The organism is Streptomyces sp. NBC_00582 (assembly GCF_036345155.1).
Taxonomy (GTDB): domain Bacteria; phylum Actinomycetota; class Actinomycetes; order Streptomycetales; family Streptomycetaceae; genus Streptomyces.
On the sequence record NZ_CP107772.1, the window covers coordinates 8,350,000 to 8,365,579 of the forward strand.

General features: G+C 72.9%; 14 protein-coding genes. 11 read left to right on the top strand and 3 right to left on the bottom strand.

Annotated features, from left to right (window positions below; all coding sequences use genetic code 11):
• Window positions 1-101 precede the first annotated feature (101 nt).
• From OG852_RS37770 to OG852_RS37805, 8 genes are all read left to right on the top strand, one after another.
• Complete coding sequence (locus tag OG852_RS37770) at window positions 102-2,339, top strand: molybdopterin oxidoreductase family protein (RefSeq protein ID WP_330350261.1); 2,238 nt, start codon at window positions 102-104, stop codon at window positions 2,337-2,339.
• Window positions 2,340-2,463: 124 nt separating this feature from the next.
• Entirely contained in the window at window positions 2,464-3,852 is a 1,389-nt protein-coding gene (locus tag OG852_RS37775) for a CitMHS family transporter (protein ID WP_133913556.1), read from the top strand.
• 20 nt (window positions 3,853-3,872) lie between these two features.
• Entirely contained in the window at window positions 3,873-5,114 is a 1,242-nt protein-coding gene (locus OG852_RS37780; RefSeq protein ID WP_330350262.1) for an MFS transporter, read from the top strand.
• Window positions 5,115-5,215: 101 nt separating this feature from the next.
• Window positions 5,216-5,893, top strand: coding sequence for a hypothetical protein (locus OG852_RS37785; protein ID WP_133913554.1), 678 nt, complete (start codon window positions 5,216-5,218; stop codon window positions 5,891-5,893).
• Window positions 5,880-6,854 (top strand): class F sortase, encoded by a 975-nt coding sequence (locus tag OG852_RS37790; protein WP_330350263.1) that lies wholly within the window; start codon window positions 5,880-5,882, stop codon window positions 6,852-6,854. Before OG852_RS37785 ends, OG852_RS37790 begins: the two co-directional genes overlap by 14 nt.
• 131 nt (window positions 6,855-6,985) lie before the next feature.
• A complete protein-coding gene (locus tag OG852_RS37795; protein WP_330350264.1) occupies window positions 6,986-8,323 on the top strand; it encodes an ABC transporter ATP-binding protein in 1,338 nt (445 codons plus the stop codon).
• 108 nt (window positions 8,324-8,431) lie between these two features.
• Window positions 8,432-9,820 (top strand): aldehyde dehydrogenase family protein, encoded by a 1,389-nt coding sequence (locus tag OG852_RS37800; RefSeq protein WP_133913551.1) that lies wholly within the window; start codon window positions 8,432-8,434, stop codon window positions 9,818-9,820.
• A gap of 13 nt (window positions 9,821-9,833) precedes the next feature.
• A complete protein-coding gene (locus OG852_RS37805; protein ID WP_330350265.1) occupies window positions 9,834-10,913 on the top strand; it encodes a Zn-dependent alcohol dehydrogenase in 1,080 nt (359 codons plus the stop codon).
• Between the two features lie 120 nt (window positions 10,914-11,033).
• Here the strand turns inward: OG852_RS37805 and OG852_RS37810 are convergent, their stop codons facing one another.
• Window positions 11,034-11,960, bottom strand: a complete 927-nt coding sequence (locus OG852_RS37810) for a DMT family transporter (RefSeq protein ID WP_330351567.1) — start codon at window positions 11,958-11,960, stop codon at window positions 11,034-11,036.
• 104 nt (window positions 11,961-12,064) lie between these two features.
• Window positions 12,065-12,697 carry a TetR/AcrR family transcriptional regulator gene (locus OG852_RS37815; protein WP_133913549.1) on the bottom strand — a complete coding sequence of 211 codons (633 nt, stop codon included), beginning with the start codon at window positions 12,695-12,697 and terminating at the stop codon, window positions 12,065-12,067.
• A 78-nt stretch (window positions 12,698-12,775) separates the two neighbouring features.
• On the opposite strand from OG852_RS37815, the gene OG852_RS37820 reads away from it, so the two are divergent.
• The 3 genes from OG852_RS37820 to OG852_RS37830 all read left to right on the top strand — a co-directional run bounded on the left by OG852_RS37820 (window position 12,776) and on the right by OG852_RS37830 (window position 15,001).
• Window positions 12,776-13,927, top strand: coding sequence for an acyl-CoA dehydrogenase family protein (locus tag OG852_RS37820; protein WP_330351568.1), 1,152 nt, complete (start codon window positions 12,776-12,778; stop codon window positions 13,925-13,927).
• Window positions 13,928-13,987: 60 nt separating this feature from the next.
• Window positions 13,988-14,275, top strand: coding sequence for a YiaA/YiaB family inner membrane protein (locus OG852_RS37825; protein WP_330350266.1), 288 nt, complete (start codon window positions 13,988-13,990; stop codon window positions 14,273-14,275).
• Between the two features lie 99 nt (window positions 14,276-14,374).
• Window positions 14,375-15,001 carry a TetR/AcrR family transcriptional regulator gene (locus OG852_RS37830; RefSeq protein ID WP_133913547.1) on the top strand — a complete coding sequence of 209 codons (627 nt, stop codon included), beginning with the start codon at window positions 14,375-14,377 and terminating at the stop codon, window positions 14,999-15,001.
• Between the two features lie 81 nt (window positions 15,002-15,082).
• Here OG852_RS37830 and OG852_RS37835 read toward each other — a convergent pair whose 3' ends face one another.
• The gene (locus OG852_RS37835) at window positions 15,083-15,544 is read right to left on the bottom strand and encodes a MaoC family dehydratase (protein WP_133913546.1); all 462 of its coding nucleotides are present in this window, start codon (window positions 15,542-15,544) and stop codon (window positions 15,083-15,085) included.
• Window positions 15,545-15,580: the final 36 nt, after the last annotated feature.

Below are 15,580 nucleotides of genomic sequence, written 5' to 3' on the forward strand. Positions count from 1 at the left end.
CGTGGTCCTCTTCGGCGGAGTACGGTGACCCCTCGCCCTTGGGCATACCGGTCGGTATGCTCGGCGGGCCAAGGCAACGCCGCCGCCCCCCGGGAGGACCCGTGTCCCGCACCGCCCTGCGAATCTGCCCCCTGTGCGAGGCCACCTGTGGGCTGACACTCACCGTCGAGGGGAGCAAGGTCACCGGTGCCCGGGGAGACCGTGAGGACGTGTTCAGCAAGGGGTTCATCTGCCCCAAGGGCGCGAGCTTCGGGGCCGTCGACGGCGACCCCGACCGGCTGCGCACCCCCCTCGTCCGCCGGGACGGCGAGCTGCGCGAGGCCTCCTGGGCGGAGGCCTTCGACGCCGTCGCCGCCGGGATCCGGCCGGTCGTCGAGCGGTACGGCCCGCACTCCGTCGGGATCGTCCTCGGCAACCCCAACGTCCACACCGTGGCCGGCGCCCTCTACCCGCCCGTGCTGCTCGCCGGGCTCGGCACCCGCAGCCTGTTCACCGCCTCCACGGTCGACCAGATGCCCAAGCACGTCTCCAGCGGACTGCTCTACGGCGACGCCCTCGCGATCCCCGTGCCCGACCTGGACCGCACCGACCATCTGCTGCTGATCGGCGCCAACCCCCTGGAGTCCAACGGGAGTCTGTGCACCGCCCCCGACTTCCCCGGCAAACTGAAGGCGCTCAAGGCCCGCGGCGGCACCCTCACCGTCATCGACCCCCGCCGCACCCGCACCGCCAAGCTCGCCGACCGGCACATCGAGATCCGGCCCGGCACCGACGCGCTCCTCCTCGCGGCGATGACCCACGTGCTCTTCGAGGAAGGCCTCGTGGACCTGGGGGAGTTGACGCCGTACGTCGAAGGGGTCGACGAAGTCCGGGACGCCGTAAGGGAGTTCGCCCCCGAAGCCGTCGCCCCCGCCTGTGAGGTCGACGCCGGTGTCATCCGGACGCTCGCCCGTGAACTCGCCGCAGCCCCCACCGCCGCCGTCTACGGCCGCATCGGCAGTTGCACGGTCCCCTTCGGCACCCTCGGCAGCTGGCTCGTGGACGTCCTCAACATCCTCACCGGCAATCTGGACCGGCCCGGCGGCGCGCTCTTCCCGCTGGCCGCGACCGACCGGACCCGCCCGGCGGGCCCCGGCCGGGGCTTCGCACTCGGCCGCTGGCACTCGCGCGTCAGCCGGCACCCCGAGGCGAAGGGGGAACTGCCGCTCTCCGCCCTCGCCGAGGAGATCGACACCGCGACCGACGAGGGCGAGCCGATCCGCGCGCTCATCGCCGTCGCCGCCAACCCGGTGCTGTCCGCCCCGGACGGCGACCGCCTCGACAAGGCGCTCGGCTCGCTCGACTTCATGGTGAGCGTCGACCCGTACCTGAACGAGACCTCACGCCACGCCGACGTCGTGCTGCCCCCGCCCCCGCCCTCCCAGAGCCCGCACCACGACTTCGCCTTCAACGCCCTCGCCGTGCGCAACCAGGTCCGCTACTCGCGCCCCGCCGTACCGCTGGAGCCGGGCCGGATGGCCGAGTCGGAGATCCTCGCCCGGCTGACGCTGGCCGCCACCGGGATGCACGGCGCCGACCCGTCCGCCGTCGACGACCTGGTCATCGGGCAGACCCTCGGCAAGGCCGTCACCCAGGCCCACTCGCCCGTGCACGGCCGCGACCCGCAGGAGCTCGCCGCACAGCTCACCGGCGAGACCGGACCCGAGCGCCGGCTCGACCTGATGCTCCGCCTCGGCCCCTACGGCGACGGCTTCGGCGCCGACCCCGAGGGACTCACCCTCGCCCGCCTCCTCGACCACCCGCACGGCATCGACCTCGGCCCGCTCGGCCCGCGCCTGCCGCAGCCGCTGAAGACGAGGAGCGGCCGAATCGAGCTGTGGTCCCGGCCGATCGCGGACGATCTTCCCCGGCTCCGGCAGGCGCTGCGCGAGCGGCCCGCCGGACTCGTCCTCGTCGGCCGCCGCCATCTGCGCTCCAACAACAGCTGGATGCACAACGTCCCCGCCCTCACCGGCGGCACCAACCGCTGCACCCTGCACATCCACCCCGAGGACGCCGAGCGGCTGGGCGTCAGGGACGGGGCACCGGTGCGACTGAAGGGCGCCGGCGGAGAGGTGACCGTCCCGGCCGAGGTCACCGACGGCGTACGGCGGGGCGTGGTGAGCCTGCCGCACGGCTGGGGCCACGACCGCCCCGGCACCCGGCTCAGCCACGCCGCCACGGACCCCGGCGTCAACGTCAACCAGCTCCTCGACGGCAGCCTGCTCGACCCGCTGTCGGGCAACGCGGTCCTCAACGGGGTGCCCGTCGAGCTCGCCGCAGTCGTCGCAACGCCGTGACCTGGAATATTGCGCTTATTGCTCGCACGTCAACGTCTTGTTAACGCCGATTGAACGGACCTAACGTCAACGCACCGCCGACCCCCAGGTGGGATGTTCAAGGGCGAACGTTAGGTATCCATTCATGTTGACCATCCTCGGCTTCGCCATGATCGCGACCTTCCTGGTCCTGATCATGATGAAGAAGATGTCGCCGATCGCGGCGCTCGTGCTGATCCCGGCGCTGTTCTGCGTCGTCGTCGGAAAGGGCGCCAAGCTCGGTGACTACGTCATCGAAGGCGTCGGCAGCCTCGCTCCGACGGCGGCGATGCTCATGTTCGCGATCGTCTACTTCGGTGTGATGATCGATGTCGGCCTCTTCGACCCGATCGTCCGGGGCATCCTGAAGTTCTGCAAGGCCGACCCGCTGCGCATCGTCGTCGGCACCGCGCTGCTCGCCGCGATCGTCTCCCTCGACGGCGACGGCTCCACCACCTTCATGATCACCGTCTCGGCGATGTACCCGCTGTACAAGCGCCTGAAGATGAGCCTGGTCGTGATGACCGGTGTGGCCGCCATGGCCAACGGCGTGATGAACACGCTGCCCTGGGGCGGCCCGACCGCCCGCGCCGCCACCGCGCTGAAGCTCGACGCGAGCGACATCTTCGTGCCGATGATCCCGGCGCTGGCCGTGGGTCTCCTCTTCGTGTTCGTGCTCGCGTACGTCCTCGGCCGCCGCGAGCGCAAGCGGCTCGGTGTGCTGACCCTCGACGAGGTGCTGGAGCCCCAGGAGGCCGAGACCGTCCTCGTGGGCGCCGGCACCGGCACCGGCGCGCAGACCACCGGCGGTACGGGCGGCCCGTCCCTTCCCGAGGAGCCGCAGGACGAGGGCCTGCAGGGCCTCGACCCGAACCGTCCCACCCTGCGCCCCAAGCTGTACTGGTTCAACGCGCTGCTCACCGTCGCGCTGCTCACCGCCATGATCATGGAGTGGCTGCCGATCCCGGTGCTGTTCCTGCTCGGCGCCGCCGCCGCGCTGACCGTCAACTTCCCGCACATCCCCGACCAGAGGGCCAGGCTCGCCGCCCACGCCGACAACGTCCTCAACGTCTCCGGCATGGTCTTCGCCGCCGCCGTCTTCACCGGCGTCCTCCAGGGCACCGGCATGGTCGACCACATGGCGAAGTGGATGGTCGACGTCATCCCCGCCGGCATGGGCCCGCACATGGCCCTCGTCACCGGCCTGCTGAGCCTCCCGCTCACCTACTTCATGTCCAACGACGGCTTCTACTTCGGCGTCCTGCCGGTCCTCGCCGAGGCCGGCGCCGCGCACGGGGTCACGCCGCTGGAGATGGCCCGCGCCTCGCTCGTCGGCCAGCCCCTGCACATGTCGAGCCCGCTCGTCCCGGCCGTCTACGTGCTCGTCGGCATGGCCAAGGTCGAGTTCGGCGACCACACCCGCTTCGTCGTCAAGTGGGCCGCCCTCACCTGCCTGGTGATCCTCGGCGCGGGCCTGCTGTTCGGCATCGTCTGACACCCACTCCGGAGGAATACGTGAGGCCCGGCAGGAACCTCGGCTGGCTGCTCCGACTCGTCATCGCCTTCGCCTTCGCGCAGGGGGCGGTGTCGATGGCCCGGCCCGCCGTCTCCTACCGGGCCCTCGCGCTGGGCGCCGACGAACGGGCCGTCGGCGTCATCGCGGGCGTCTACGCGCTGTTGCCGCTCTTCGCCGCCGTACCGCTCGGCCGCCGCACGGACCACGGCCGCTGCGCCCCGCTGCTGCCGGTGGGCGTGGTCCTCATCTCCGGCGGCTGCGCCCTCAGCGGCCTCGCCGGGTCCCTGTGGGCGATGGCGCTGTGGAGCGGGGTGATGGGCCTCGGCCACCTGTGCTTCGTCATCGGCTCCCAGTCGCTCGTCGCCCGCCAGTCCGCCCCGCACGAACAGGACCGCAACTTCGGCCACTTCACGATCGGCGCCTCCCTCGGCCAGTTGATCGGCCCGATCGCGGCGGGCGCGCTGATCGCCCGCGACGACATGGCGCACACCAGCGCGCTCGCCCTGCTGGTCGCGGGCGCGGGCTGCGCGGTCGCGTTCACCTCCCTGTGGCGCATAGAACACCGCGACACGGCGGCCAAGTCCCGTACGGCGCACGGCGACCGCGTCCCCGTCGGCCGCATCCTGCGTGCCCGGGGCGTCCCGGCCGGCATCCTCGTCAGCCTCGCCGTGCTGTCCGCGACCGACATCCTCACCGCCTACCTCCCGGTGGTCGGCGAGCAGCGGGGCATCGCGCCCTCGGTGATCGGCGTCCTGCTCAGCGTCCGCGCCGCGGCCACCATCGCCTGTCGGCTCGTCCTCACCCCGCTGCTCAGGCTGCTCGGCCGGACGCTGCTGCTCGCCGTGACGTGTCTGCTGGCGGCGCTGCTGTGCGCGGGGATCGCACTGCCGGTGCCGGTCTGGGCGCTCGGTGCGATGCTCGCGGTGCTGGGCTTCTGCCTCGGGGTCGGGCAGCCGCTGTCCATGACGACGGTCGTCCAGGCCGCGCCCGACGGCGCCCGCTCCACCGCTCTCGCGCTGCGGCTCACCGGCAACCGCCTCGGCCAGGTCGCCGCGCCCGCCACGGCGGGCCTGGTCGCCGGGGTGGCGGGGGTGGCCGCGCCCTTCGTGATGCTGGGTGCGTTGCTGCTGCTGTCGGCGGCGGTGGCGGTGCGGTCACCGGCGAGGCCGGCGGGGGCACCGGAAGCGGTCGCCGAACCCCGGCGATCCGGGTCCGCGGTGGGCCGGACGAGGGACAGTTGACGGGTCGCAGGGCGAGGCTCCCGCCGTCGGGTGGGCGGATGTGACAAAGAGTCAGGTGAAGAGTGATTTGTATGAAAATCATCTGACTCGGAGGAGCCTGCATGCACGTCACGCCCCGCCCCCGCCGCGCCGGCGCCCGTATCGCCGCCCTCGCGGCCCTCACCGTCGCGGGGAGCGCCCTGACCGGGGCGCACGCCTTCGCCGCCACCGCCGGAGACGTCAAGATCCACGCCGTCGGCACCCCGCAAAGCGGACCGGAGAACGACCCGCACGTCTGCCTGTTCTACATCGAGGCCTTCAACTTCGACCCGACCGACGTCGCCACCTGGACCATCGAGGGCCAACCGCCGACCGCCGACCTTCCGGGGACCGGCGGCCAGATCACCATCGGGACGGCGGGCACCGGGCGGAGTGAGGACATCTCGCTCGCCGACGGCCACTACAAGCTCACCTTCTCGACGCCCGACGGCGACGGCGGCACGGACAAGCAGAAGGTCTTCTGGGTCGACTGCGCGTCCGGTTCGCCGAGCCCGAGCGGCAGCCCGAGCACCAGTCCCAGCCCCAGCCCCAGCGCCAGCCCCAGCGAGACGGTCACCGGCTACCCCGGCGGCCCGCACGGCTACCACGGCGGCCCCCACGGCGGTCCGCCCGCCGGCGGCGGCGGGCTCGCCCGTGACGCCGCGTTCGGCCCGGTCGCCGGGGCCGCCGCCGTAGGGGTGGCCGCGGTCGGCGGGGTGCTCTGGTTCCGGCTCCGTCGCCGGCCGCATGGCGCCGCGTAGACACAGGCGCAGGCGCAGGCCCTGGTACCACACACGCGCCTACCGGCTGACCCGGACGGTCGCGCTGACCGCCGTGCTGGTCACGGGGTGCGTGCACTGGACCCAGGACGAGGAACCCCCGGGCCCGGCGGCGGCCGGCCCGGGGGGCTCCGCCCGGGCCGGGGCGCGGCCCGGTGAGGCAGCCGACGGCCGGGACCCGCTCGCCCCGCCCCGCCCCCAGGACGGCGACTCCCGCCCCCGCAGCACCCCGTCGCCCGGCACCTCCCGGACCCTCCCGGGCCGTGCCCCCGGAGGGCCCCCTCAACAGTCCGCGGCGGGGCAGCCGGGCCGCCCCGCCCAGCCGCCCCCCGCCGGACCCGGGTCCCCTCCCGCCGCCCCGTGGTCCACCTCCGCCGGCCCCGGGTCGACACCGGCCGGTCCCGGCGCCACCCCCGCCACCCCCCGGTCCGGGCCCGGCCCGACGGCTGCCGTCCCACCGGCCGACCCGCGCGCCCGGGCCCTCCGGCTCCTCATCCCCTACCTCAGCGTGGACGCCCCCGTCATCGACCTCCGGCTCGACGACCGGCGCCGGCTTCCCGCGCCCGCCGACGGTGACGCGCATCGCGTCGGCTGGTACGCGGACGGCCCGGGGCCGGGGGAGCGGGGGACCGCCGTGGCCGTGGGGCACCTCGACACCGACAACGGCCCGGCCGTCTTCGCGGGCCTGTCCGAGCTGAAGCGCGGCAAGCTGATCGAGGTGCGCCGCGCGGACGGCCGTACCGCGGTCTACGCCGTCGACGTCCTGCGCAGATACGAGAAGGCGCACTTCCCGAACACGGAGGTGTACGGCGACCGCGGCCGCCCCGAGCTGCGGCTGATCACCTGCGGCGGCGTCTTCCACCGCCGGACCGGCTACGACGGCAACCTCGTCGTCTTCGCCCACCTCACCCGCGTACTCGACCCGAAGACCCGCACCCCCTGACCTGAACCAGACCGTCCGGTTTCTCACCGGTCGGACCGGGACGCCCGATCCGCGCGTGTCTCTTCCCCCGGGCGTGCACAGTCCGTTAGCTTCCGTGACTCACCACACCAGTGAGCCCCCGGGACACTTCCATGACACGCGCCATATCCCTGCACGACGTCAGCAAGGTCCACACCGGAGGGGTCCGGGCCGTGGACCGGCTGTCGCTGGACATCGAGCCCGGCGAGTTCCTGGTCCTCCTCGGGCCCTCGGGCTGCGGCAAGTCCACCGTGCTCAGAATGATCGCCGGCCTGGAACACATCACCGAGGGCGCATTGCTCCTCGACGGCGCGTACGCCAACGACCTCGCGCCCTCCGAGCGGAACATCGCGATGGTCTTCCAGAACTTCGCCCTCTACCCGAACATGACCGGCCGCGACAACATCGGCTTCCCGCTGCGCATCGAGACCCCCGGCGCCGACCCCGGCCCGCGCATCGAGGCCACCGCCCGGATGCTCGGCATCGAGGAACTCCTCGACCGCTTCCCCGCGCAGCTCTCCGGCGGCGAACGCCAGCGGGTCGCCATGGGCCGGGCCATCGCCCGCCACCCCTCCGCGTTCCTGATGGACGAACCGCTGTCCAACCTGGACGCCAAACTCCGCAACCGGCTGCGCGCCGAGATGTCCAAGCTGACCCGGGACCTCGGCGTCACCACGGTCTACGTCACCCACGACCAGGCCGAGGCCATGTCGCTCGGCGACCGGGTCGCCGTCCTGCGCGGCGGCGTCCTCCAGCAGGTCGACACCCCGCGCGCGGTCTACGCCCTGCCCCGCAACGTCTTCGTCGCCGCCTTCATCGGCACCCCGCGCATCAACCTCCTGCGCGGCCTCGTGCGCGCCCCGCTCGACGGCGCGATGACGGTCGGCCTCGGCAAACAGGCCCTGCGGCTGCCCGAGCCGCTCTGTCTGGACCACCGGCTGCTGCGGGTGCAGCAGGGCCGCGAGGTGATCGTCGGCCTGCGCTCGGAGGCCGTGCGCATCGCCACGCCCGCCGAGGCCCGCCCCGAGGAGACCCACATCACCGGGCTCGTCGAGCATGTGGAGTTCCAGGGCCACGAGGTCCTCGTCCACTTCAACACCGGCTCCAGCCCCGCCGTCGTCCCCGAACTGGAGGCACCCCGGCCCCTCGCCCGCCCCTCCCGGCGCCGGACCCGCGAGGGCGGTGTGTTCGGGCGGCTGCGGGAACGCGCGGGCAGCCTGCGGGCCGGACCGGTCGTCGTCCTGGACGAGCGGGCGGAACAGGACCGGCCGCCCGGTACCCCGCAGGTACGGGTCCCCGGCGACCTGGTGGTCCGCACCACCCCCGACTTCGACCTCCGGTACGGCATGCAGGTCCCCCTCCTCGTCGACACCGCCCATCTCTTCGTCTTCGACCAGCACGGCGAGCGCATCTGCCCGGCCCCCGCGCGGCTGCCCGACCTGGAGGAGTGACCGGGCCCACCCACCCGCCGTGGCGCAGTCGCCCCCAAGGCCCCTGGTGCCGGAAAACTAACGACGCTAGTTTGGTGCGCCGACGACCACACCGCCGGAAGGAACGCGATGAAGGCACACGACGGCATCTATCTCGACGGCGCCTGGCGCCCCGCCGCGGGCCGGGACGTGATCGAGGTCGTCGACCCGGCCGACGAGCAGGTGATCGCCCGGGTCCCGGCCGGTGACGCCGAGGACGTCGACGCCGCCGTACGGGCCGCGCGCGCCGCGCTCCCGGCCTGGTCGGCCACCCCGCCCGCCGAGCGCGCCGCCCGGCTGACCGCCCTGCGGGACGTCCTGGCGCGCCGCAAGGCCGAGATCGCCGAGACCGTCACCGCCGAGCTCGGCTCCCCGCTCGCCTTCTCCCACGCGGTCCACGCCGGCCTGCCGATCGCGGTCGCCGGCTCCTACGCCGAGCTCGCCGCCACCCACTCCTTCGAGGAGAAGGTCGGCAACTCGACCGTCCTGCACGAGCCGATCGGCGTGGTCGGCGCCATCACGCCCTGGAACTACCCGCTGCACCAGATCGTCGCCAAGGTCGCCCCGGCCCTGGCCGCCGGCTGCACCGTGGTCCTCAAGCCCGCCGAGGACACCCCGCTCATCGCCCAGCTCTTCGCCGAGGCCGTCCACGAGGCCGGCGTCCCGGCCGGTGTGTTCAACCTCGTCACCGGCCTCGGCCCGGTCGCGGGCCAGGCCCTCGCCGAGCACCCCGGCGTCGACCTGGTCTCCTTCACCGGCTCCACGGCCGTCGGCAGGCGGATCGCCGCCACGGCGGGCGCCGCGATCAAGAAGGTCGCCCTCGAACTCGGCGGCAAGTCCGCCAACGTCATCCTGCCGAGCGCCGACCTCGCCAAGGCGGTCAACGTCGGCGTCGCCAACGTGATGTCCAACTCCGGCCAGACGTGCAGCGCCTGGACCCGCATGCTGGTCCACCGCGACCGGTACGACGAGGCCGTCGAGCTGGCCGCGGCCGCCGCCGCCAAGTACGGCGACCGCATCGGCCCCGTGGTGAACGCCGCCCAGAGGGCCCGCGTGCGGGGTTACATCGAGAAGGGCGTCGCCGAGGGCGCCCGGCTGGTCGCCGGCGGACCCGAATCCCCGCGCGAACGCGGCTACTTCGTCGCGCCGACCGTCCTCGCCGACGTCACGCCCGAGATGACGGTCGCCCAGGAGGAGATCTTCGGCCCCGTCCTGTCGATCCTGCGCTACGAGGACGAGGAGGACGCCCTGCGGATCGCCAACGGCACGGTCTACGGCCTGGCCGGCGCGGTCTGGGCCGGGGAGGAGGCCGAGGCGGTCGCCTTCGCCCGGCGCATGGACACCGGACAGGTCGACATCAACGGCGGCCGCTTCAACCCCCGCGCCCCGTTCGGCGGTTACAAGCAGTCGGGCGTCGGCCGCGAGCTCGGCGCGCACGGTCTCGCCGAGTACCTCCAGACCAAGTCCCTGCAGTTCTGAGGAGGTTGCCGCCATGGTTCGCGCCGCCGTACTCCCCGCCGTGGGTGCTCCGCTGGAGATCACCGACATCGAGCTCCCGGACCCCGGCCCCGGCCAGGTCCGGGTGCGGCTCGCCGCCGCCGGGGTCTGTCACTCCGATCTGTCCCTGTCCGACGGCACCATGCGGGTGCCGGTCCCGGCGGTCCTCGGACACGAGGGCGCGGGCACCGTCGTCTCCGTGGGCGAGGGGGTCACCCGGGTGGCGCCCGGCGACCGGGTCGTCCTCAACTGGGCCCCGTCCTGCGGGAACTGCCACGCCTGCGGACTCGGCGAGGTCTGGCTGTGCGCCAACGCGCTGAACGGCTCGGCGGACGTGTACGCCCGCACCGCCGACGGCACCGACCTCCATCCCGGCCTGAACGTCGCCGCCTTCGCCGAGGAGACCGTCGTCGGGGCCTCCTGCGTCCTGCCGCTGCCCGACGGCGTCCCGCTCGCCGACGCGGCCCTGCTCGGCTGTGCGGTCCTCACCGGATACGGCGCCGTCCACCACTCCGCGCGCGTCCGCGCCGGCGAGACCGTCGCCGTGTTCGGCGTGGGCGGGGTGGGCCTGGCCACCCTCCAGGCCGCCCGGATCGCCGGCGCCTCCACGATCGTCGCCGTGGACGTCTCCCCGGAGAAGGAGGAACTGGCGCGGGCGGCCGGCGCCACGGAGTACGTGGTCGCCTCCGCGCAGACGGCCCGGGAGATCCGCGGCCTCACCGGCGGACAGGGCGTCGACGTGGCCGTGGAGTGCGTGGGCCGCGCCGTCACCATCCGCACCGCCTGGGAGTCCACCCGGCGCGGCGGCCGCACCACGGTCGTCGGCATCGGCGGCAAGGACCAGCAGGTCACCTTCAACGCCCTGGAACTCTTCCACTGGGGCAGGACCCTGTCCGGCTGCGTCTACGGCAACACCGACCCGGCGCGGGACCTGCCGGTGCTCGCCGAGCACGTCCGCGCGGGCCGCCTCGACCTCTCCGCGCTGGTCACCGAACGCATCGCCCTCGACGGCATCCCGGCCGCCTTCGAGAACATGCTCGCGGGCAAGGGCGGCCGGGCCCTGGTGGTCTTCTAGGGGGTGTTTCGGGGTTTCGGCCGGTACGGCGCGAGTACGTGCCGGGCGCCGCGGGTGCTGTGCGGGACTTTCGAAACACCCCCTGGTGCCGCGGCAAAGGTCCTCGCCGGCCGGGCCCGGTCACGCCGACACGTCCTCCTGCTCGGGCCGCGGCTCCACCGCCCCGGCCCGCCGCGCCTTCGACCGGGACACCGCCACCCCCGCCAGGCACAGCGCCCCGCCGGCCAGTGTCAGCAGACCCGGCACCTCACCCAGCGCCAGCCACGACATCAGCACCACCAGTGCGGGCACCGCGTACGTCGTCGCCCCCATGCGCCCGGCTGTCGTCCGGGCCAGCGCGTACGCCCAGGTCGTGAAGGCGAGCGCGGTGGGGACGACCCCCAGGTAGACCATGTTGAGGGTCGCGGACAGCGGGGCGTCGGCGGCCTCCCGGACCAGTTGCCCGGCGAACGGCAGGCACACCACCGCCCCCACCGCGCACCCGAACGCCGTCACCCGCAGCGCGCTCGCGTGCCCGAGCGCCGGCTTCTGCGCCACCACCCCGCCCGCGTACGCGACGGCCGCCGCCAGGCACAGCGCCACACCGAGCAGCGAGGACCCGCCCCCGCCCGACATCGACAGCCCCACGGTCACCGCCCCCGCGAAGGACACCGCCATCCCGGCCAGCAGCCTCGGCGGCAGGGCGTCACCGAGAAACCGTGCGCTCAGCAGGGCGATCAGCAACGGGCCGATGTTCACCACCAGGGCGGCCGTGCCCGCGTCCACCTGCTGCTCGCCCCAGTTCAGGACCACCATGTACACGCCGAACCAGAGCACGCCCGAGACCGCGATCCCGCGCCAGGCCTCCCTCGGCGGCCACCCCTCACGCCGTACGACACACAGGACCCCCAGCACCAGCGCACCGGCCAGCAGCCGGCCCAGCGCCAGCGCGCCCGGGGAGTACGCGCCCCCGGCACTGCGGATCGAGACGAAGGCGGAGGCCCAGGCCAGAACGGTGAAGCCGGCCGCGCCGGCGGCGAGCAGCTCCGGACGACGAGCGGTGTTCATCATGCTCCCGAGCCTAGAAAACGAAGGGCGAGGGGGCTCGCGGATTTCGGACGCGTGCGTCAGCGCGAAGCGGTCCGCTCCACGCCCGACCGGTCGGCCCTCGGTCAGGACAGTTGACGGTGTTGGGTCGCCAGGCCGTCCAGCAACGCCGTCAAGCCCGTCTCGAAGGCCCGTTCGTCGATCTTCTCCTGCTGGTCGGCCAGGAGATGGGCCTGGCCCAGGTGCGGGTAGTCCGTGGGGTCGTAGGCCTCGGCGTCGTCCACGAAACCGCCCGCGAACGAGCCCAGGGCCGAGCCCATGATGAAGTAGCGCATCAGCGCGCCGATCGAGGTGGCCTGGGCGGGGGGCCAGCCGGCCGTGACCATCGCGCCGTAGACCGCGTCGGCGACCCTGAGGCCGGCGGGGCGGCGGCCGGGGCCCTGGGCGAGGACCGGGACGATGTTCGGGTGGTCGCGCAGGGCGGAGCGGTAGGAGACCGCCCAGTCGTGCAGCGCGGTCCGCCAGTCCCGGCCGTCCTCGAACATCGACAGGTCGATCTGGGCGCTCACCGAGTCGGCGACGGCCTCCAGGATCTCGTCCTTGGTGCGGAAGTGGTTGTAGAGGGACGGCCCGCTGACCCCGAGTTCGGCGGCGAGCCGACGCGTGGAGACGGCCGCCAGGCCCTCCGCGTCCACCAGTGCCCGGGCGGTGTCGACGATCCGGTCGGTGCTGAGGAGGGGCTTGCGCGGTCGGGCCATGGCGCACATAGTAGGGCTGCCAACAGAAACTAGCAGTGCTAATTTAAATGTCCGGTTTTCAAGTGGGGTGATCTCGTGGTGAACCTGGGGCTCAGCGACGAGCAGGAGGCCGTCCGGCGGCTCGCCCGGGACTTCGTCGAGCGGGAGATCGCCCCGAACGTCGTCGCCTGGGACCGCGCCGAGGAGGTGGACCGGGCCATCGTGAAGAAGCTCGGCGAGGTCGGCTTCCTGGGGCTGACGATCGACGAGGAGTACGGCGGCTCGGGCGGCGACCATCTCGCGTACTGCCTGGTCACGGAGGAGCTGGGGCGAGGCGACTCGTCGGTGCGCGGGATCGTCTCCGTGTCGTTGGGGCTGGTCGCGAAGACGATCGCGGCCCGGGGGAGCGAGGAGCAGAAGCGGCGCTGGCTGCCCGGTCTCACCTCCGGGGCGCTCCTCGGCTGCTTCGGCCTCACCGAACCCGGCACCGGCTCGGACGCCGGCAACCTCGCCACCCGGGCCGTGCGGGAAGGCGACTCGTATGTGATCAACGGCAGCAAGATGTTCATCACCAACGGCACCTGGGCCGATGTCGTCCTGCTGTTCGCCCGCTCCACGGACGCCCCCGGCCACAAGGGCGTCTCCGCCTTCCTGGTCCCCACCGAGACCCCGGGCCTCACCCGCCGTACCGTCCACGGCAAGCTCGGCCTGCGCGGCCAGGCCACCGCCGAACTGGTCCTCGAGGACGTCCGGGTGCCCGCCTCCGCCCTGCTCGGTACGGAGGGCAAGGGTTTCTCGGTCGCCATGTCGGCGCTCGCCAAGGGCCGGATGTCGGTCGCGGCGGGCTGCGTCGGCATAGCCCAGGCCGCCCTGGACGCGGCGGTGCGGTACGCGGGCGAGCGGGAGCAGTTCGGCAAAAGCATCGCCCACCATCAGCTCGTCCAGGAGCTGATCAGCGACATCGCCGTGGACGTCGACGCGGCCCGGCTGCTGACCTGGCGGGTCGCCGATCTGGTCGACCGCGGGCTGCCGTTCGCCGTCGAGTCCTCCAAGGCCAAGCTCTTCGCCTCCGAGGCCGCGGTCCGCGCCGCCAACAACGCCCTCCAGGTCTTCGGCGGGTACGGCTACATCGACGAGTACCCGGCGGGCAAGCTGCTGCGCGACGCCCGGGTGATGACCCTCTACGAGGGCACCAGCCAGATCCAGAAGCTGGTCATCGGGCGGGCGCTGACGGGTGTGTCGGCGTTCTGAGTACCGACTGAGTAGCTGTACGGATGTGGCCCGCGCCACATCGGCGGGATTCTGTCGCCCATGAGTGACACACCGGTCAAACAGCAGAACACGGCCGCGTTCTACGGGCAGGCCGTCGCGTCCTTCGCCATCGCCATGGCGGCCACGGCGGTCGGGATCTACCGGATGAACGCCGACGCCTGGGTGCGCACCTTCCTGGCCATAGCGGTCCTGTACCTGGTGACCTCCTCCTTCACCCTGGCGAAGGTGATCCGTGACCGGCAGGAGGCCGGCACGATCGTCAGCCGCGTCGACCAGGCCCGGCTGGAGAAACTTCTCGCCGAGCACGACCCCTTCGAGAAGATCTAGAAGGTCCGAGGGTTTTCCCTGGGCTGAGCGGCCACTCTAAGCGGCCGCTCACCTTCGGCGGTATGGTGGGGCGACTGTACCGAGAGGGGCGAGCGAGGGATGAGTACGGCTCAGGAGACGGCCGGCGGCGAGATCGAGCCGTGGGACGAGGTCACCCCCGACGCGGCCCGGCGACTGCTCGTCGCCGCCGTGGAGGCGTTCGCCGAGCGGGGCTATCACGCGACGACGACCCGTGACATCGCGGGCCGCGCGGGGATGAGCCCGGCCGCTCTCTACATCCACTACAAGACCAAGGAAGAGCTGCTGCACCGCATCAGCCGGATCGGTCACGACCGGGCGCTGGACATCCTGCGCACGGCGGCGGCCGGCGACGGCAGCGCGACGCAGCGGCTCGCGGAGGCCGTGAGCTCCTTCGTCCGCTGGCACGCCGGGCGGCGCACCACCGCCCGGGTCGTCCAGTACGAACTGGACGCCCTCGGACCCGACGCCCGCGCCGAGATCCTCGCGCTGCGCCGGCAGGTCGACGCGGAGGTGCGCGGCATCATCCAGGACGGGGTCGCGACGGGGGAGTTCCAGGTCATCGACGTCCACGGCACCACTCTCGCCGTGCTCTCCCTCTGCATCGACGTGGCCCGCTGGTTCAACGTCGACGGCCCCCGCACACCGGACGAGGTCGGCGCGCTGTACGCCGACCTCGTGCTGCGGATGGTGGGCGCGGCGCAGTAGTGGCGCGCCCGGGGGCGGGTGGGCCAGGGGGTGTTTCGAAAGTCCCGGCACCGCACAGGACTTTCGAAACACCCCCTAGAACTAGAGGTAGTAGCGGGATACCGACTCCGCGACGCACACCGGCTTGTCCCCGCCCTCGCGCTCCACGCTGAAGGCGACGGTGACCTGGATGCCGCCCGTCACGTCCTCGACGCCGGTGATCGTCGCGGTGGCCCGCAGCCGGGAGCCGACCGGGACGGGGGAGGGGAAACGCACCTTGTTGGTGCCGTAGTTGACGCCCATCTTCACGTTCTCGACGCCCATGAGCTGCGGCCCGAACAGCGGCAGCAGGGACAGTGTCAGATATCCGTGGGCGATGGTGGTCCCGAACGGGCCGGCGGCGGCCTTCTCCGGGTCGACGTGGATCCACTGGTGGTCCCCGGTGGCGTCGGCGAACAGGTCGATCCGCTTCTGGTCGATCTCCAGCCAGTCGGTGTACCCCAGCTGCTCGCCCACCGCCGCCTTCAGTTCCTCGGCGGACGTGAAGATCCTCGGCTCTGCCATGTCGTCTCGGGCCCTCTCGCGCGATCTCATGCTAAG

Bases quoted from the DNA above. Each gene is read 5' to 3' on its own strand.
- OG852_RS37805 (WP_330350265.1), top strand. From the start codon at position 9,834: ATGGTTCGCGCCGCCGTACTCCCCGCCGTGGGTGCTCCGCTGGAGATC.
- OG852_RS37785 (WP_133913554.1), top strand. From the start codon at position 5,216: ATGCACGTCACGCCCCGCCCCCGCCGCGCCGGCGCCCGTATCGCCGCC.
- OG852_RS37795 (WP_330350264.1), top strand. From the start codon at position 6,986: ATGACACGCGCCATATCCCTGCACGACGTCAGCAAGGTCCACACCGGA.
- OG852_RS37830 (WP_133913547.1), top strand. From the start codon at position 14,375: ATGAGTACGGCTCAGGAGACGGCCGGCGGCGAGATCGAGCCGTGGGAC.
- OG852_RS37810 (WP_330351567.1), bottom strand. From the start codon at position 11,960: ATGAACACCGCTCGTCGTCCGGAGCTGCTCGCCGCCGGCGCGGCCGGC.
- OG852_RS37775 (WP_133913556.1), top strand. From the start codon at position 2,464: ATGTTGACCATCCTCGGCTTCGCCATGATCGCGACCTTCCTGGTCCTG.
- OG852_RS37825 (WP_330350266.1), top strand. From the start codon at position 13,988: ATGAGTGACACACCGGTCAAACAGCAGAACACGGCCGCGTTCTACGGG.
- OG852_RS37835 (WP_133913546.1), bottom strand. From the start codon at position 15,544: ATGGCAGAGCCGAGGATCTTCACGTCCGCCGAGGAACTGAAGGCGGCG.
- OG852_RS37800 (WP_133913551.1), top strand. From the start codon at position 8,432: ATGAAGGCACACGACGGCATCTATCTCGACGGCGCCTGGCGCCCCGCC.
- OG852_RS37790 (WP_330350263.1), top strand. From the start codon at position 5,880: ATGGCGCCGCGTAGACACAGGCGCAGGCGCAGGCCCTGGTACCACACA.
- OG852_RS37815 (WP_133913549.1), bottom strand. From the start codon at position 12,697: ATGGCCCGACCGCGCAAGCCCCTCCTCAGCACCGACCGGATCGTCGAC.